Below are 16,873 nucleotides of genomic sequence, written 5' to 3' on the forward strand. Positions count from 1 at the left end.
GGCCACACCCCGGACCGCACCCGGAACCGCCCGCTCCGCTCCGCAGGCCGTCTGACCAGGCTTTATGAGAACCCAACGGGCTTCTCTCCCCGTTCTGAGCCGGTTCTCATCCGCTCCTCATCCGCCGGGCGGAGCTTGGTCGGCATGAGCGAACAGCAGCAGTACCCCGGCGACCGGTACGACGACCACCACGGCCCGTACGAGCCCCGGGTGATCGAGGGCACCGTGCTCGGCGGCGGCACCCCGGGCAGCACCGGCCCGGCCGGGTACGCGTACCGCGAGGACCACTCCGACGGCGGCTTCGACGGACCGCCGCCTCCCCCGCCCATGCCGCCCGAGCCGCCCACCCTCCTCGGCCCCGGCTCCCCCGAGGGCCACGGCGGCCACGGCAACCGGGCCCGGCGCGGCCTGCTTCGCGGCCGGATCGCCCTGGTGACCGCCGTGGCCGCGGTCGCCGCCGTCCTCGGCGGGGTCACCGGCGGCGTGGTCGCCGCCGAACGGCAGGCCGGCGACACCCGGGTCTCCACCGTCGCCAGCCCGGTCTCCGCCCGCAGCGACGGCAGCGCCGACGTGGCCGCCATCGCCGCCGCCGTCTCCCCCAGCGTCGTCCAGATCACCGTCAAGAACGGCAACGGCACCGCCACCGGCACCGGAGTCGTCCTGGACAAGGACGGCCGGATCCTCACCAACTACCACGTGATCGACACCGCGGCCGACGGCGGCCGGATCACCGTCACCTTCAAGGACGGCTCCACCGCCCAGGCCACCGTCACCGGCACCGACAAGTCCCTCGACGTCGCCGTCATCACCGCGACCGGCGCCAGGAACCTCACCCCCGCCGTCCTCGGCACCTCCTCCACCGTGGCCGTCGGCGACCCCGTCGTCGCCATCGGCAACCCCGACGGCCTCACCGGCACCGTCACCTCCGGCATCATCAGCGCCGAGAACCGCGACGTCACCGTCCGGCTCGACGAGGGCAGCACCAGCGGCAACGGCGGCTTCGGCATCCCCAGCCTGCCCGGGCTGCGCAACGGCCAGCCCCAGTCGAACGGCGGCACCACCACCACGTACAAGGCCTTCCAGACCGACGCCGCCCTCAACCCGGGCAACTCCGGCGGCCCGCTGATCAACGCCGGCGGCCAGGTCATCGGCATCAACTCGGCCATGTACGCCCCGAACGGCACCAGCTCCACCGCCGGCGGCGGCACCGCGGGCAGCGTCGGCCTCGGCTTCGCCATCCCGATCGACTCCATCAAGCAGGTCCTCCCGAAGCTCGAAGCCGGCCAGAACCTGTAGCCCGGAACGTCCACGGCGCCGCCCGCGCGACGCACAATTGCTCCCAGCAGGCCCCAGCAGACTCCCGCAAACGTCCAGCAGACCTCCCGCAGACCTCCAGCAGGCCCTCCACCCGACGAGAAAGGGCAGCCGCCCATGACCCCGTCCGCCGACGACCGCACCGCCGCCGAGCCCGGCCACCCCGCCGCCCGGCTCCTCGTGGTCGACGACGAACCCGCCCTCCGGGACGCCCTGGAGAGCAGCCTCGCCTTCGAGGGCTACGAGGTCGCCACCGCCACCGACGGCTACGAAGCACTGGAATCCGTCGAACGCGACCGGCCCGACCTCGTCCTGCTGGACATCATGATGCCCCGGATGGACGGCCTCACCGCCGTCCGCCGGATGCGCTCGCGCGGCGACACCGTCCCCGTCCTGATGCTCACCGCCCGCGACGCCGTCGGCGACCGCGTCACCGGCCTCGACGTCGGCGCCGACGACTACCTCGCCAAGCCCTTCGAACTCGACGAACTGCTCGCCCGCGTCCGCGCCCTGCTGCGCCGCAACGCCCTCGCCACCGAAGCCGCCGCCCGCGCCGCCGCCGAGGACGAGAGCGAGGTGCTCGCCTTCGCCGACCTGCGGATGAACACCGCCACCCGCGAGGTCACCCGGGCCGGCAAGCCGATCGAACTCACCCGCACCGAGTTCATGCTGCTGGAGATGTTCCTCGCCCACCCCCGCCAGGTCCTCACCCGCGAACAGATCCTCAAGGCGGTCTGGGGCTTCGACTTCGAGCCCTCCTCCAACTCCCTGGACGTGTACGTGATGTACCTGCGCCGCAAGACCGAGCAGGGCGGCATGCCCCGCCTGATCCAGACCGTGCGCGGCGTCGGCTACGCCCTCCGCCCGACCGCCGGCACCGGCGCGTGACCGCCGTACCCCCACCCCCACTGGCTCCGCCCCGCACCCGGGGCCGCCGGCGGCGTCTCGCCCACTGGTTCCGCTCCCGCTCCCTCCGCAGCCGCCTCACCTTCCTGAGCGCCGCGGCGGTGGCGGTGGCCATCGCGCTGTCGGCGCTGGCGTGCTGGTTCATCGTGGAGAAGCAGCTCTACAACCAGGTCAAGACCGACCTGGTGAGCGCACCGCTGCCCATGCCGCCACGAGGGCCCGCCCTCGACTGCTACAGCACCCCCGAGCAGGCGCTGGAGCACCAACACGGCGGCGGGCTCCAGGACATCAGCGGAGCCGCCCCCCGGGACACCCAGTTCCTCGCGCAGGGCAAAGGGATCTGCCTGCCCCCCGGCGCGACCAAGGCGATCGTCACCGAGCCCGGGGACACCGCCGTGTTCCGCCTCAAGTTCGGCCAGTCGATCATCCGGGAGGGCCGGTTCACCAACGGGGACCCCGCGTTGGTCCGGTTGACCGCGGACTCCCGCTACACGGTGCCGGTCGTCGTCATGGTGGCCACCCCCACCCAGTCCGTCGAGGACTCCCTCGAGGGCCTCGCCATCCTGCTCGGCTCGGTGTCCCTCGGCGGCATCCTGCTCGCCGCCGTCGCCGGCCGGCTGGTCGCCCACTCCTCCCTCAAGCCCGTCGACCAACTCACCGACGCCGTCGAGCACATCGCCCGTACCGAGGAGGTCGGCACCACCATCCCCGTCCACGGGGACGACGAGATCGCCCGTCTCTCGACCTCCTTCAACTCGATGAGCACCGCCCTCGCCAACTCCCGTGAGCGGCAGACCCGGCTGATCGCCGACGCGGGCCACGAGCTGCGTACGCCCCTCACCTCGCTGCGCACCAACGTCGACCTGCTGATCCGCAGCAACGACACCGGGCGCCCGCTCCCCCCGGCCACCAAGACCAAGCTGCTGGGCAACATGAAGGCCCAGATGCAGGAACTCACCGTCCTGATCGGCGACCTGCTCCAGCTCTCCCGCCCCGACTCCCCGAAGCCGGGTCCGAACCTCTCCGTCGTCGCCCTGCACGAGATCGCCGGGCGGGCGGTCGAGCGGGCGAAGCTGCGCGGCCCCGGGCTGGTCTTCGAGACGAGTGCCGAGCCGTGGTTCGTGCACGGCGACGCGGCCGGGCTGGAGCGGGCGGTGATCAACCTGCTGGACAACGCGGTCAAGTACAGCCCGCCCGGTGGCACGATCGACGTCCGGCTCCGGCAGGGCGTGCTGACGGTCCGGGACCACGGCCCGGGCATCCCGGCCGAGGAACTCCCGTACGTCTTCGACCGGTTCTGGCGTTCGCCGTCCTCGCGGCAGTTGCCGGGTTCCGGCCTCGGGCTGTCGATCGTGGCGCAGAGCGTCCGGGAGGCGGGCGGCGAGGTCACGCTGGGCCCGGCCGCGGACGGCGGGCCGGGCGCGCTGGCCACCGTCCGGCTGCCCGGCGGTCCCGCCCCCGAATAGCGGAAGGGGCGGGTGGGGCGCCCCGACAGCGCCCCACCCGCCCCTCAGGGCCGGCTCACGGTCAGTCGATGTCGCTGCCCGGGCCGATGATCTTGATCCGGTCCTGCGCCGGGACCTGCAGCGGCGCGGCGGCCGAGCTGTGGGCGCCCAGGTAGGCCGTGAAGACGTCCAGGTCGGAGCCGCCGACGAGCTTGTCGGTGCCGGCCGCGAAGGCCGGGAAGCCGTCGCCGCCGCCGGCCAGGAACTCGTTGGCCGCGACGCGGTACTTGGCGGCCGGGTCGACCGGGGCGCCGTTCAGCCGGATCGAGTCCACGAGGACGCGGTCCGCGCCGGTCTTGCGCATGTCCAGGGTGTAGTGCAGGTTCGAGGACACCTGGAGGACCTTCGGCGCGGCCGCGTTGGAGCCGCTGACCTGCTGCTGGAGCAGCTGGACCAGCTGGGCGCCGGTCAGCGTCTTGACCTGCATCATGTTGGTGAACGGCTGGACGGTGAACGACTCGCCGTAGGTCACCACGCCGTCGCCCTCGCTGCCCGAGGCCTTGTAGACGAGGTCGGAGCGGATGCCGCCCGGGTTCATGAAGGCGACCTGCGCCCCGCCCTTGTCGGCCGGGGCGAGCCCGGCCAGCTGCGCGTCGGCGATCACGTCACCGAGCGGCTTCTCCAGGTCGGAGCTGCCGCGGCCGTTGATGTCGGCGCCGATGTAGCCGACCGGGCGGCCGGCGATCGGGGCGGCGAGCTTGGCGTAGTGGTTCACCAGCTCGGTCATGTCCGGGGCCTTGTCGACCGTGCGGCGCACGACGTGGTTCTCGGCCTTGACCGAGGGGCGCACGATCTCGCCGGTGGTCTTGTCCAGCTTCATGTCGATCTCGGTGAAGAGCCGGCCGAAGGAGGCGGCGCTGGTCACCGAGCGCGGGACGCCGTTGGGGTCGGGGATGGTGCAGGCGTACGCGTTGTGGGTGTGGCCGGTGACGATGGCGCCGACCGCCGGGTCTATCTTCTTCGCGATGTCGACGATCGGGCCGGAGACGCCCTGGCCGGCCGCGCCGCAGTCGTAGTTGTAGACGCTGCTGGCCGGGTAGCCGCCCTCGTGGATCAGCGCGACGATCGAGTTGACGCCCTTGGCCTTGAGCTCGGCGGCGTACTTGTTGATCGTGGTGACCTCGTTGGCGAACTTGAGGCCCTTGACGCCCTCGGCGGTCACGATGTTCGGCGTGCCCTCCAGGGTGACGCCGATGAAGCCGACCTTCACGCCCTGGGACTTGGTGATCCAGTACGGGGCGAGCAGCGGCTTGCCGGTCTTCTCGTCGGTGACGTTCGCCGACAGGTAGTTGAAGTTGGCGCCCTTGAAGGTGCGGCCGGGCTCGTAGCAGCCGTCGGTCGGGTGGCAGCCGCCCTCCTGCATGCGCAGCAGCTCCTGCGCGCCCTCGTCGAACTCGTGGTTGCCCACGGAGGTGACGTCCAGGCCGAGCTTGTCCATCGCCTCGATGGTCGGCTCGTCGTGGAAGAGCGCCGAGGTGAGCGGGGAGGCGCCGATGATGTCGCCGGCCGCGACGGTGATCGAGTCGTCGGCGGGGATCCGGGCCTTGCGCAGCTCGGTGGCCAGGTACTCGATGCCGCCGGCCGGGGTGGCGACCTCCTTGCCGGTGGCCGGGTCGATCTCCTTGATCGTGCCGGACGAGCCGGCCGGGGGCTCCAGGTTGCCGTGGAAGTCGTTGATCGCCAGCAGCTGGAGGTTGACGGTCTTGTGACGCTTGGCATTGGCGTCGGCGGCCTGGGCGGCCGTCGGCACGACCACCGTGCCGAGCAGACCTGCGGCGGCGACGACGGCGAGCGCCGTCCGTCGGGATCTGACGGGGAGCATGAGGGGTCCTCTGCACATCGGAGGAGCACCGGCTGCGGACAGCATCGGCGTACGGGCAGGTGTTGCGCGTGTGAAGCCTAGGGTCAACGCGCGTAGCTGTCAGGACGTCGAACGTAACGAGAGGATTACCTACTGACGAACCATCGCCGTCCGAGGGGTGCGGAGACTGCGGAGCCCGCCCCGGCACCGCCCCCGGAGCCCTCGTTCCCGACGGGGCCCGACCCCCGGACCGGCGCGGCTCAGACCCCCGGCTCCGAGGCCAACTGCCGTTCCGCGCGTACCCGTTCCGCCACCGCGTCCTCGGTCATCGCGCGGTCGGTGTAGACCAGCGGCCGCTCGGCCTCGGTGATGATGTGCTTGACCACCTGGACGTTGCCGTTGACGTCCCAGACCGCGATGCCCGGCGAAAGTGTGGGGATGATCTCCACCGCCCACCGCGGCAGGCCCAGCACCCGGCCGGTGGCCCGCGCCTCCTCCGCCTTCTGCATGTAGATCGTCCGGGTGGAGGCCATCTTCAGGATCGCCGACGCCTCCTTGGCCGCCGCGCCGTCCACCACGTCCGACAGGTGGTGGACCACCGCGACGAAGGACAGCCCGAGCCGGCGGCCGAACTTCAGCAGCCGCTGGAACAGCTGGGCCACGAAGGGGCTGTTGATGATGTGCCAGGCCTCCTCGACCAGGAAGATGCGCTTCTTCCGGTCCGGCCTGATCCAGGTGTGCTCCAGCCACACCCCGACGATCGCCATCAGGATCGGCATCGCGATCGAGTTGCGGTCGATGTGCGAGAGGTCGAAGACGATCAGCGGCGCGTCCAGGTCGATGCCGTCGGTGGTCGACCCGTCGAACATGCCGCGCAGGTCACCGTCGACCAGCCGGTCCAGCACCAGCGCCACGTCCAGGCCCCAGGACTGCACCTCGTCCACCGCCACGCCCAGCGACTCCACCGAGGACAGCTCGGGGTTGCGCAGGGTGTCGATGATGTCGTCCAGCACCGGCTGGCGGTCCGTCACCGAGGCCACCACGTGGGCGTGCGCAGCCTTCAGCGCGAAGCCGGCCCGCTCCTCCAGGCCGCGCCCCATCGCCACCTCGATGATGGTGCGCAGCAGCGACAGCTGACCGGTCTGGGTGATCGCCGGGTCCAGCGGGTTGAGCTTCACCCCGCCGTCCCGGGCGGCCATCGGGTCCAGCCGGATCGACTTTATGCCCAGCGCGTTGGCGATCAGGTTCCACTCGCCGACGCCGTCCTCGCCCTGCGCGTCGAGCACCACGACCTGGCGGTCGCGGAACCTCAGCTGCCGCAGCACGTACGTCTTCTCCAGCGCCGACTTGCCGTTGCCGGACTCGCCGAGCACCAGCCAGTGCGGGGCGGGCAGCTGCTGCCCGTACAGCTGGAAGGGGTCGTACACGTACCCCTTGCCGCTGTAGACCTCGCGGCCGATGATCACGCCCGAGTCGCCCAGCCCCGGCGCGGCGGTGGGCAGGTAGACGGCCTGCGCCTGGCCGGTGGACGTGCGCACCGGCAGGCGGGTGGTCTCCACCTTCCCGAACATCAGGCTGGTGAAGGCGTCGGTGAGGTTGCCGAGCGCCATGGGTGGCCTCCTGACGGGTCAGCGGTGGACGGGGAGTACGGGCGGGCCGCGCGGGTCGGGCGGGTCGCCCGGATCGCGCGCGTCGCTCAGCGGCGGATGCCGGTGGCGAACGGAAGGGTGTTGACGAAGGCGCGGTGGTGCTCGCGGTCGCACCACTCCAGCTTGAGGTAGCTCTTGCCGGCCGAGGCCCGGATGGTCCGCTTGTCGCGGGCCAGGGCGTCGGGGTTGCGCGCGGAGACCGTGATGTAGCCGACCAGGTTCACCCCGGCCGCGCCGGAGGCCAGGTCGTCACCGCGCTGGTCCACCCGGCCGGTGTGGGCCAGGTCGCGCGGGTCGACCGTCCGGTTCATCTTGGCGGCGCGGCTGGCCTCCGCCTCGTCGTTGGTCTTCTCGGTCAGCATCCGCTCGATCGCGACGTCGGTGGGCTCCAGGTCCATCGTCACCGCGACCGTCCGGATCACGTCCGGGGTGTGCACCAGCAGCGGCGCCAGGAAGTTGACCCCCACCGGGGTGAGCGGCCACTCCTTGATCCACGCGGTGGCGTGGCACCACGGCTCCCGGGTCGCCGACTCGCGGGTCTTCGCCTGCAGGTACTGCGTCTGGGTCGCGTCCAGCTCGGCCGGCCAGGCGTTGCGCCGGGACATCGCCTGGATGTGGTCGATCGGGTGGTCCGGGTCGTACATCGAGTGCAGCAGCGAGGAGAGCCGGGCCTGGCCCAGCGGCTGGCGCACCCGGATGTCCGCCTCGGCCAGCCGGGCGCAGATGTCGGTCAGCTCGCGCGCCATCACGGCCGCCAGCCCCTCGTCGTCCCTGGCCCGCCGGCCGGTGGCCGTGCGGCCCATCGCGTGCGCCTCGGCGGCCAGGTCGCGGGTGTAGTGCATGCAGGCCACCAGGTAGGCCCGGTGCTGCTCGGAGGAGGTCGACACCATCGACTGCAGCTGGTCGTACGAGTCCTGCAGCCAGCGCGGCGCGTCGCGGTCACCGCGGCGCTCCACGTCCTTGGCGTGCGCGTCCGGGTCGGCCGGCAGGGTCCGGGCCAGGATCTGCAGCCGGGTGACGAAGCCGTCCCCGTTGGCGACGTGCTTCAGCAGCGTCCCGAACCGGTCGACCAGCGCCTCCTGGTCCTCCGAGTCGCGCAGCCCGACACCCGGGCCCTCGATCTCGATCGCGGCCGTCACCGTCCGCCGCTCCAGGTGCATCAGCACCCCGACCTCGTCCGGCCCGAACGGCGCGGTCAGCCAGCGCAGCCGCCCCACCCCGGGCGGCGGACCGACCTCCACCTCCCGGCCGTCCAGCCGGGTGCCCGCGTCCATCACGTCCGAACGCCACACCGCCCGCCCGCTGCGGACCGTCCGGCGGTAGGTGCGGTTGATCTCCACCCACTTGTAGAACGTCCGCTTGCGGTACGGCACGTACACCGCGGCGATGGCGAGCGCCGGCAGACCGACCAGACCGCCGATCCGCAGCGGCAGGATCGGCATCAGCAGACCCCAGAGCATCCCGAGGAACGCCCCGAAGATGATCAGCACGATCTCGCCGGACTCCCGGTTCCGGCCGATCGGCGCGTTCGGGCGGGCCTTGCCGATCAGGTAGGTGCGGCGATGGTGCACGTACGGCTGGGCGTACTGGGCACCGTACTGGCCGAGCGGTTCACTGCTCACTTACCCGTCACCCTCCCTTCGCTGGATTGCTGTCGCGGATCGGAACCGGGGTCGCCTGCGGCGGCCCGGCCTGCGGCGGCGGAGCCGGCGTCCGGCCGGCGTGCGCGGCGATGCCCGGCGCGACCGAACCGCCGCCCGCACCACCGCCACCCCCGCCGCCGCCCGGCGCACCGCGGTCGCCGTGGGTGCTGATGCCCTGCTTCATCAGGTTCGCCGTGCCGTTGATCATCGCCGAACCCGCCTGCACCGCGTTCGCCCGGGCCTGGCGCATGTTCAGGATCTCGTCGCCGAAGCCCGGCACGAAGCGGTAGATCGCGGCGCTCGCGAAGATCGACAGGAACAGGATCGCCAGCCCCGACAGCACCCGGGCGAAGTCGTCGCTCGCCCCGGCCCCGCTCGCCACCGCACCCGCCAGGCCCAGGATGACCACGATGATCGGCTTCGCCAGGTCCACCGCCAGCATCACCCCCGCCCACCGGCGCACGTGCTTCCACAGCTGCTTGTCGACCAGCCCCGCGTACACCGCCGTCCCCAGCAGCGCGCCCACGTACAGCATCGCCGCCCGGATCAGCAGCTCGATCCAGAGCACCGCCGCCGCCAGCACCGCGACCAGCGACACCAGCACCAGGATCAGCGGACCGCCGCCGACGTTCCCCTTCTCCAGGGTGTCCGCGAAGCCGCCCAGGTACGACCCGGTGTCCGTCTTCGTCCCGACCGCGATCGCCTTCGTCAGCCCGTCCGTCACGCTCACCACGGTGTACAGGATCAACGGCGTGAACGCCGACGCCACCACCGTCAGCCACAGGAAGCCGATCGCCTCCGAGAACGCCGACGTCAACGGCGCCCCCCGCACCGCCCGCTTCGTCACCGCCAGCAGCCACAGCACCAGCGTGATCACCGTCGACACCGCGAACACCACGGCGTACTGCTGCAGGAACGACGCATTGGTGAAGTCCACCTGCGTCGTCCCGTCGATCGCCCCCGACAGGTTCCGCACCACCCACGCCGCCGCCTGCGCGCAACTCTTCGCCAACGACCCGAGCGGATCGGTCACGTTGCCGACGGTGCTGCTCCCGGGAAGCGAGCCGCCTCCGGGCTTGTCGACACAGAGGATGCCGTTCCCGGAGATCGGAAGGTCAGGGCAGTTGGCGCTGGGGGTTCCACTCGGTGCGGCCGTCGGCGACGGGTCGGCGAACACCCGCTGGGCGGCCAGCAGCGCCGTCACCTGCAGGCTGACGAGCGCACCTGCCAGCGTGCCCGCACGGCGTGCGGTGGATCGGCGCGGTGTGATCTGGTCAACGGGCATAGCGGAACCCCCCGAACTGCTGGACGGCGCCGGTGATCTCCTCGGCGGTAGCGGCCTGCTGGTCTCCGGGCATCGGCGCGGGGCCCTGCCTGCTGGTGAAGTCTGCGAGCTTCCAGTCGCCGCCCGTCCAGTGCAGCGAGAGTGTGAGGGTGAACCAGTTCGTGGTCACCGGCTGGACGGAGCGTTCGCCGGCGAGGCCGGTGAGGCCGGTGCACCACACCTCGACCTTGGCGTCGGTCTCGGTGTAGCCCGTCGACTTGGTGCCGACCGGCACGGTGCGGCTGACGAAGGTGAGGCCCTTCGGCGCGCGGCCCTGGGCGTCGAGACCGTAGCGGGTGACGGTGTCGCCGCCGAAGCCCTGGTCCAGCCGGCTCTGCAGGGTGGCCGCCGCGCCGGGGTCGGCGATGGTGGCGACGATGGTGTGGCGGCTGTCGGTGCGGAACATGTCCGCGGAGCCGATCGCCACCGCGTAGTTGGCGGCGGCGGACTGGGCGCCCTGGTCGGTGTGGGGGAAGCCGGCGGCGATGCCGTTGACGGCGGTGCCGACGGGCTGGTCGCCGCTGGGCCCTGGGCCGGCGCCGGAGGCCGCGCTGGGGGCGGCGCGGTCGGCGGAGCCGCCGGTGCCGGTGCCCGTGGCGGGCTTGCCGCGGTTGGCGATGGCGATGGCGACGACGAGCAGGGTGACCACCACGAGGACGGTCAGCAGGGTCCGCAGCGGGCGTGACTGACGGAGGCTCGGCTGCGGGGAGGGCTGTTCGCCGACCGGTAGCCGCGTACGGGTGTGCGGCTGGTCGTCGGACAACGGCACGGCGGCCCTCCTGGTGCGGGGAGCCGGGGGCGGCTCCGGGGGCCCTCCACCCGGGGGCGGGCGCGGACGGAGGGTGGGTACGGGGGTGAACTGCTGGCGGGCCGGCCGCTGGAGGGGGTCCGGACGGGGGACCCGGCCTCGGACGAACCGGCCTGCTGCTGTCCGATCGTCAGATCGCCATGCCGTAGACAATGGTGAACAGAGTGCCGAGTGATCCGATGATGAACACGCCGGTCAGCCCGGCGACGATCAGTCCCTTGCCCTGTTCGGCTCCGAAGCTGTCCCGCATCGCGGTCGCACCGATCCGCTGTTTGGCGGCGCCCCAGACGGCGATGCCGAGGCAGACGAGGATGGCGACGGCCATGACGACCTCGACCATCACCCGGGCCTCCGACCCGAGGCTCGCGAACGGGCCCCAGTCCGGGGCGATCCCGCCGATGATGGTGTCGATATTCGGCTTCTTCGGAGGGTCCTCGGCCAGGTGGCCGACCGCATAGGTGTGCACGCTGCTCAGGTTCATTTCCATCTCACCGCCCGATCAGGCAAATTCAAGGGCCCGGACCCCGCCCGCGCGAAGGGTCGGTGCCTATTCTTGGCCAGATCTGATGTCGACTTGGCTACTTCTCGCGGATTGGTCGTGAGGCATCGGACACGTACGCGAGGATGTCCACCGTACGAAGGATAGCGCTCACTCCTTGTATCTCTGATGATTGCGGTGAGCAACGCCTTCCGGGACACTTCGACTGACGAATCGTCGGGATGGTGCTGATGGTACTCCGGAAGGCCGGTACGGCCGCCGTCGCTGCGGGAGTTGTTGCGTTCGGGTTCATCGGGCTGGTGACGATGGGGACTTATGCGGCGAGCGGGACGCCGCAGCAGTCGGCGAATCGTTCCGCTCTCTCGCCCGGAACGGTCCCCGCGGCCTACCAGGAGGCGGTCCAGAAGTGGGGCACGCTGTGCCCCGAGATCTCTCCGCCGATGCTCGCGGCGCAGCTGTACCAGGAAAGCGGATTCGACCCCAAGGCCCGGTCCGGGGTGGGTGCGCAGGGAATGGCGCAGTTCATGCCGGGTACCTGGGCGACGTACGGGACGGACGCGAACGGTGACGGCCGGAAGGACGTCTGGGACCCGTACGACGCGATCGCCTCGGCGGCGGTCTACGACTGCGCGCTCGCCAAGGACGTCTCGAAGGTCCCGGGCGACCCGCAGGCCAACATGCTGGCCGCCTACAACGCCGGCCCGTACGCGGTGACGAGCAACCGGGGCATCCCGCCGTACAAGGAGACCCAGGGCTACGTGCGGAGCATCCAGGCGATGGCCCGGAGCTTCACCGCGCCGACGGCGCCGCTGGAGGTGTCCGCGCAGTCGGCGGCGGCGATCTACTTCGCGCAGACCAAGCTCGGCACCCCGTACCTGTGGGGCGGTGAGGGCCTGCCCTCGCAGAACGGGCGGTTCGACTGTTCGGGCCTGACCCAGGCCGCGTACGCCAGTGTGGGGATCACCCTGCCCCGGGTGGCGAACGACCAGTGGTACGCCGGCCCGCACCCCTCGCGCGATCAGCTCCGGCCCGGTGACCTGGTGTTCTGGGCGACGGACCTGAGCGATCCGCGGAGCATCCACCACGTCGGGATCTACGTCGGCGGCGGGTACATGATCAACGCGCCGCACACCGGCGCGGTGATCCGCTACGACAAGATCGACACCAAGGAGTACATCGGCGCGACCCGGGTCACCTCGGACGGTGCCCAGGCGCTGCCGAGCCGGAACAACGACGGCGCGGTCAACGCCCCGAGCCGGCCCGGTTCGACGACCCCGCCGCCGGCGGCACCGGCAGCGGCGGCACCGGCCGTGGCGGCACCGCCCGCACCGGCCGGGCCGACTCCCGCGGCGGCGGCCCGGTAGGCGGGGGTACGACCGGGGTACGGCCGGGGCCCGTGGGACCTGTGTGCGCCCTGTGGACGCTGAGTCAAGTTTCGATAACCGCGCGTTTCCGTGGAACGCTGTATCCCGGAAATGACGTTTCCTCCGGTGGCCCCTCGTCAGTTTCCCGCACCGGGCGGGCTCCGGCCACGACGATCAGGTGCAGCGGACCAGAAGGAGGTGCGGCGTGTCGACGCCGCTTGCCGACACGACCAACCCCGACCTCGGCCTGCTCTACGCCGTCAACGGCCTGGCCAAGCGCTCCCCGCAGTGGCTGGACCACCTGGTCTCGTGGATCGGCGAGTACGGCATCCTGGTCGGCCTGGGCATGCTCGGCCTGGTGGCCTGGCTGCAGGCCAGACGCCGCCCGGACGCGCCGGTCGCGGTCGCCGGGCTGCTCTGGGTGCCGCTGTCGGTCGCGGTCGCCGAGCTGGCCAACCTGCCGATCGCCGCGATCGTGAACCGCCCGCGCCCCTTCGTGGACCATCCCGGACTGCTGGTGCTGGTGGACGGCAAGGCCGGCACGCACTCCTTCGTCAGCGACCACTCGACCATGACGATGGGCGTCGCGGTGGCGCTCTTCCTGGTGAACCGGAAGCTCGGCTGGATCGCCGGCGGGCTGGCCCTGCTGCAGGGCTTCTGCCGGATGTTCATGGGCGTCCACTACCCGACCGACGTGATCGGCGGCTTCGCGCTGGCCGTCGCCGTGGTGCTGCTGCTGGCGCCGATCGCGATGGCGGTGCTGGTCCCGTTCTGCCACGCGCTGAGCCGGACGCCGGTCGCCCCGCTGATCCGGGCGCGGGAGCAGGGCGGCGCGGCCCGTGGCACGGCCGGCCCGCGGGGCCGCCGGCGCGGGCGCGCGGCGGTGCGGGCCGAGGAGCAGCCTCCGGAGTCCGACCTCGCGGCCTGACCCGGCCCCCGCGCGGTGGTACCGCGTACAGGCACAAGCGCAGGCACGGTCAGTCCGGTTCGACACCGCTCGCGACGAGGTGGTCGTTCCCCTCACGGCGGGCCAGGTCGCGGGAGCGGCGGGCCGGGGCGTACCAGCCGCAGCTGCAGGTCGCGAAGGCGAAGGAACCGCGCTCGCTGATCGCGAGACGGTGCTCTGGCATCCGGGTGCCGGGCGCGGCCGGCAGCTCACTGTGCACGTGGTTCACCGTAACGCGCCGGACGCCCGAAGCGCGACGGCCTCCGGACGGCGGACACCCGTAACCCTTCGCCGTCCAACTCGTTTGCCCGGAAAGAGCTCTGCCCACCCGGTGGTGGCCGGCGGGGCAGTCGGGCCCGAGGGGGTTGGCGCGAGGATGAAGATGACCGACCAGCAGCGCACCGGACGGCCGGCGCGCCGTCCGGTTCCGCACCTGCGCTCGGCGGCCGGGGCCGCCCTGCTCGCCGCCGCGCTGGCGACGGGGGCAGCCGGCTGCTCGGGCGGCTCCGGCAGCGGCTCCTCCGACCGGCAGTCGAACGCCCCCGACCAGCTCGCCGCGGACCCGCTGACGGCCGTCCGCAACGCCGCCGACATCACCGGCCGCACGGGCTCGGCGCACACCGCCACCGAGCTGGTCACCGAGTCGGCCGAGAAGAAGGCCGCCTTCAGCGGCACCGGCGGCTACGACTACGTGAAGCGGATCGGCCGACTGGAGGTCCAGGTGCCGCCGGGCGCGGCGACCACCGGGAAGATCGTCGAGGTGGTCCTGCCGGGCACCGTCTACCTGCAGAACAGCGGCGCCAAGGTGCCCGAGGGCAAGTGGGTCAAGCTGGACGTGCGTCAGCTGCCGGACGGCAACCTGGTCAGCAGCGGCGCGACCGATCCGGCCTCGGCGGCGGGTGCGCTGCGCGGGGCGCAGAAGGCGGAGGCGGTCGGCACCGAGACCGTCGACGGGGTCGCGCTGCACCACTACCGCGGCACCCTGGACCTGGCCAAGGCGGCGGACGCGACGGGCGGCCGGGGCGGGGACGGCCTGCGGATGGGCGGGCAGACCTTCACCGTCAAGGAGGTCCCGTACGACGCCTGGCTGGACGACCAGGGCCGGCTGCACAAGGTGGTCGAGGTGTTCACCTTCGCCGGGGTGGCCGGGTCGAAGGAGGCCAAGGACCAGGTGAAGGTGACCTCGACGACCTCGCTGGCGGACTTCGGCAAGCCGGTCGAGGCGGCCGAGCCGGCGGCCTCGGACATCTACCAGATGAAGCCCACCGAGAGCCCCAAGTAAGCCGCCTTGGCAGCGCTCCGGCGCCGGGGCGAGACGGGGCCCCGCCGGGGCGGGTGGCCGTCCGGGGAGCGACGGCCACCCGTTTCGGCGGCGCCGAGATGGCCCGTCCGTGCCATGTGGACGGGCCCCGGAGTGCCTAGGCTGGACGCCGGGTGGCTGCCGCCCGGGCTGGCGAGGCACTGAAGGGGTGGTGCAGGTGGTGTCGTCCACGGGCGGCCGCAGCGGCGGCCACGACGACGCGGCCCTCGACGAGATCGATCTGGCCGGCGAGCTGATGATCGCCGCGACGGCCAGCTCCGGCGACCGGCTGCCGACCGAACGGATCGACGAGGTGCTGCTCGACCGGGCCGATCCGGGGCCGACAGGTCCGGGACCGGCCGATCCCGGGCCGGCCGAGCGGGAGGCCGGGGACCAGGGCGTCGACCGGTCCTGAGAGAGCGGCCCGGCCCAGGCCGCCCGGAGCCGGGGGGCTCAGCTGCGCAGCAGGCGGCTGATCGCGGCGGTGGCCTCCGCCACCTTGGCGTCCAGCTCGGCGCCGCCCTCCTCGGCGGCCGCGGCGACGCAGTGCCGCAGGTGCTCCTCCAGCAGGGAGAGCGCGAAGGACTGCAGCGCCTTGGTGCTGGCCGAGACCTGGGTGAGCACGTCGATGCAGTAGACGTCCTCGTCGACCATGCGCTGGAGGCCGCGGATCTGGCCCTCGATCCGGCGCAGCCGCTTCAGGTGGGCGTCCTTCTGCGCGCTGTACCCGTGCGGGCCGTGCCCGCCCTGGTGCCCGGCGGCCGCCGGTGCGGCCTGGGGGTCGGCCCCGTGCGCGTGATCCGCCTCGGTGCGCGCTTGAGTCGTGGTCATCGGCCCCGCCTTCGTCTGGAGTGCCTGGTGGCTGCGTCGGCCACCAGTGTCCAACACCGTCGCCCCGCGTGGTGTTCCGACGGCCGAGGCGGCATGTGCCGCACCGCGTGGGCGGGCTCGGCGGCGATTGAGCCGTCTGAGCGGCGCCCCGGGCCTCCGCACGCACGACGGGGACAATCCGGGCGAGGTTCCGTCAGACTGGGGGCTCGGTCCGCGCGTGGCGGTACGGGCCGGGCCGACCGGTTCGGCAGCTGAACGGAAGAGGAGGCTCCGGCTCCCTCCCCGGGCCCCCGTTTGCGTGATTGCGCTTGGTTGCACCTAGCATCGTTCAGTCCCTACCCCGCACATCGGAGATTTCCGTGCGTTTTAGCCTGACCCCGAAGGAGACGAGCTTCTACGAGATGTTCGCCGCCGCGGCGGACAACCTCGTCGTCGGATCGAAACTCCTCCTGGAGCTGCTGGGATCAGACGTCTCGGCCCGTGCGGAGATCGTCGAGCGCATGCGCGCCGCCGAGCACGCCGGGGACGACACCACCCATGCCGTGTTCCACCAGCTGAACTCGTCCTTCATCACGCCCTTCGACCGCGAGGACATCTACAGCCTCGCCTCGTCGCTGGACGACATCATGGACTTCATGGAGGAGGCGGTCGACCTGGTCGTCCTCTATGACATCCAGACCCTGCCGAAGGGGATCGAGCAGCAGATCGAGGTGCTGGCACGGGCCGCCGAGCTGACCGCCGAGGCGATGCCGAACCTGCGGAGCATGTCGAACCTCACCGAGTACTGGATCGAGGTCAACCGGCTGGAGAACCAGGCCGACCAGATCCACCGCAAGCTGCTCGCCCACCTGTTCTCCGGTCAGTACGACGCCATCGAGGTGCTCAAGCTCAAGCAGGTCGTGGACGTCCTTGAGGAGGCGGCGGACGCTTTCGAGCACGTCGCCAACACGGTGGAGACCATCGCCGTCAAGGAGTCCTGACCC

The 16,873-nt window shown here is 71.9% G+C and carries 16 protein-coding genes; 8 read left to right on the forward strand and 8 right to left on the reverse strand.

The features are described from left to right. The first annotated feature begins 144 nt into the window (after positions 1-144). The 3 genes from ACYP53_RS06945 to ACYP53_RS06955 all read left to right on the forward strand — a co-directional run bounded on the left by ACYP53_RS06945 (position 145) and on the right by ACYP53_RS06955 (position 3,686). Positions 145-1,296, forward strand: a complete 1,152-nt coding sequence (locus ACYP53_RS06945) for a S1C family serine protease (RefSeq protein WP_459646916.1) — start codon at positions 145-147, stop codon at positions 1,294-1,296. Positions 1,297-1,431: 135 nt separating this feature from the next. After that, the gene (locus tag ACYP53_RS06950) at positions 1,432-2,202 is read left to right on the forward strand and encodes a response regulator transcription factor (protein ID WP_189924797.1); all 771 of its coding nucleotides are present in this window, start codon (positions 1,432-1,434) and stop codon (positions 2,200-2,202) included. Continuing rightward, a complete protein-coding gene (locus tag ACYP53_RS06955; RefSeq protein WP_229929174.1) occupies positions 2,199-3,686 on the forward strand; it encodes a sensor histidine kinase in 1,488 nt (495 codons plus the stop codon). Before ACYP53_RS06950 ends, ACYP53_RS06955 begins: the two co-directional genes overlap by 4 nt. Positions 3,687-3,747: 61 nt before the next feature. Here the strand turns inward: ACYP53_RS06955 and ACYP53_RS06960 are convergent, their stop codons facing one another. The 6 genes from ACYP53_RS06960 to ACYP53_RS06985 form a co-directional block, all read right to left on the reverse strand. Then, a complete protein-coding gene (locus tag ACYP53_RS06960; RefSeq protein ID WP_189924795.1) occupies positions 3,748-5,547 on the reverse strand; it encodes a bifunctional metallophosphatase/5'-nucleotidase in 1,800 nt (599 codons plus the stop codon). Positions 5,548-5,786: 239 nt separating this feature from the next. After that, complete coding sequence (locus tag ACYP53_RS06965) at positions 5,787-7,136, reverse strand: ATP-binding protein (RefSeq protein WP_189924793.1); 1,350 nt, start codon at positions 7,134-7,136, stop codon at positions 5,787-5,789. Positions 7,137-7,222: 86 nt separating this feature from the next. Continuing rightward, on the reverse strand, positions 7,223-8,797 hold the full coding sequence (locus ACYP53_RS06970) for an SCO6880 family protein (RefSeq protein WP_229929173.1): 1,575 nt from the start codon (positions 8,795-8,797) through the stop codon (positions 7,223-7,225). A 7-nt stretch (positions 8,798-8,804) separates the two neighbouring features. Beyond that, a complete protein-coding gene (locus ACYP53_RS06975) occupies positions 8,805-10,103 on the reverse strand; it encodes a hypothetical protein (protein WP_459646917.1) in 1,299 nt (432 codons plus the stop codon). After that, on the reverse strand, positions 10,093-10,911 hold the full coding sequence (locus ACYP53_RS06980; protein ID WP_459646918.1) for a hypothetical protein: 819 nt from the start codon (positions 10,909-10,911) through the stop codon (positions 10,093-10,095). The genes ACYP53_RS06975 and ACYP53_RS06980 overlap by 11 nt, the downstream gene beginning before the upstream one ends. 169 nt (positions 10,912-11,080) lie before the next feature. Beyond that, positions 11,081-11,431 carry a hypothetical protein gene (locus ACYP53_RS06985; protein ID WP_229929171.1) on the reverse strand — a complete coding sequence of 117 codons (351 nt, stop codon included), beginning with the start codon at positions 11,429-11,431 and terminating at the stop codon, positions 11,081-11,083. A gap of 248 nt (positions 11,432-11,679) precedes the next feature. On the opposite strand from ACYP53_RS06985, the gene ACYP53_RS06990 reads away from it, so the two are divergent. After that, positions 11,680-12,813, forward strand: coding sequence for a C40 family peptidase (locus ACYP53_RS06990; protein ID WP_459646919.1), 1,134 nt, complete (start codon positions 11,680-11,682; stop codon positions 12,811-12,813). Between the two features lie 205 nt (positions 12,814-13,018). Continuing rightward, positions 13,019-13,741 carry a phosphatase PAP2 family protein gene (locus ACYP53_RS06995; RefSeq protein WP_459646920.1) on the forward strand — a complete coding sequence of 241 codons (723 nt, stop codon included), beginning with the start codon at positions 13,019-13,021 and terminating at the stop codon, positions 13,739-13,741. A gap of 49 nt (positions 13,742-13,790) precedes the next feature. Here ACYP53_RS06995 and ACYP53_RS07000 read toward each other — a convergent pair whose 3' ends face one another. Next, positions 13,791-13,979 carry a hypothetical protein gene (locus tag ACYP53_RS07000; protein WP_189924911.1) on the reverse strand — a complete coding sequence of 63 codons (189 nt, stop codon included), beginning with the start codon at positions 13,977-13,979 and terminating at the stop codon, positions 13,791-13,793. Between the two features lie 162 nt (positions 13,980-14,141). Between ACYP53_RS07000 and ACYP53_RS07005 the strand changes: the two genes are divergently transcribed. Next, positions 14,142-15,041 carry a LolA-like protein gene (locus ACYP53_RS07005; RefSeq protein ID WP_459646921.1) on the forward strand — a complete coding sequence of 300 codons (900 nt, stop codon included), beginning with the start codon at positions 14,142-14,144 and terminating at the stop codon, positions 15,039-15,041. Between the two features lie 196 nt (positions 15,042-15,237). After that, a complete protein-coding gene (locus ACYP53_RS07010) occupies positions 15,238-15,474 on the forward strand; it encodes a hypothetical protein (RefSeq protein WP_189924909.1) in 237 nt (78 codons plus the stop codon). 38 nt (positions 15,475-15,512) lie between these two features. Here ACYP53_RS07010 and ACYP53_RS07015 read toward each other — a convergent pair whose 3' ends face one another. Next, a complete protein-coding gene (locus ACYP53_RS07015) occupies positions 15,513-15,890 on the reverse strand; it encodes a metal-sensitive transcriptional regulator (protein ID WP_189924782.1) in 378 nt (125 codons plus the stop codon). A 359-nt stretch (positions 15,891-16,249) separates the two neighbouring features. Between ACYP53_RS07015 and ACYP53_RS07020 the strand changes: the two genes are divergently transcribed. Beyond that, positions 16,250-16,870, forward strand: a complete 621-nt coding sequence (locus tag ACYP53_RS07020) for a DUF47 domain-containing protein (RefSeq protein ID WP_189924779.1) — start codon at positions 16,250-16,252, stop codon at positions 16,868-16,870. The last annotated feature ends 3 nt before the right edge of the window (positions 16,871-16,873 follow it).

This window comes from Kitasatospora sp. Ki12, from assembly GCF_054601375.1.

Coding starts and splice junctions, on each gene's coding strand:
- ACYP53_RS06945 (WP_459646916.1), top strand. CDS start 145: ATGAGCGAACAGCAGCAGTACCCCGGCGACCGGTACGACGACCACCAC.
- ACYP53_RS06950 (WP_189924797.1), top strand. CDS start 1,432: ATGACCCCGTCCGCCGACGACCGCACCGCCGCCGAGCCCGGCCACCCC.
- ACYP53_RS06960 (WP_189924795.1), bottom strand. CDS start 5,547: ATGCTCCCCGTCAGATCCCGACGGACGGCGCTCGCCGTCGTCGCCGCC.
- ACYP53_RS06965 (WP_189924793.1), bottom strand. CDS start 7,136: ATGGCGCTCGGCAACCTCACCGACGCCTTCACCAGCCTGATGTTCGGG.
- ACYP53_RS06975 (WP_459646917.1), bottom strand. CDS start 10,103: ATGCCCGTTGACCAGATCACACCGCGCCGATCCACCGCACGCCGTGCG.
- ACYP53_RS06985 (WP_229929171.1), bottom strand. CDS start 11,431: ATGAACCTGAGCAGCGTGCACACCTATGCGGTCGGCCACCTGGCCGAG.
- ACYP53_RS06990 (WP_459646919.1), top strand. CDS start 11,680: ATGGTACTCCGGAAGGCCGGTACGGCCGCCGTCGCTGCGGGAGTTGTT.
- ACYP53_RS07005 (WP_459646921.1), top strand. CDS start 14,142: ATGACCGACCAGCAGCGCACCGGACGGCCGGCGCGCCGTCCGGTTCCG.
- ACYP53_RS07015 (WP_189924782.1), bottom strand. CDS start 15,890: ATGACCACGACTCAAGCGCGCACCGAGGCGGATCACGCGCACGGGGCC.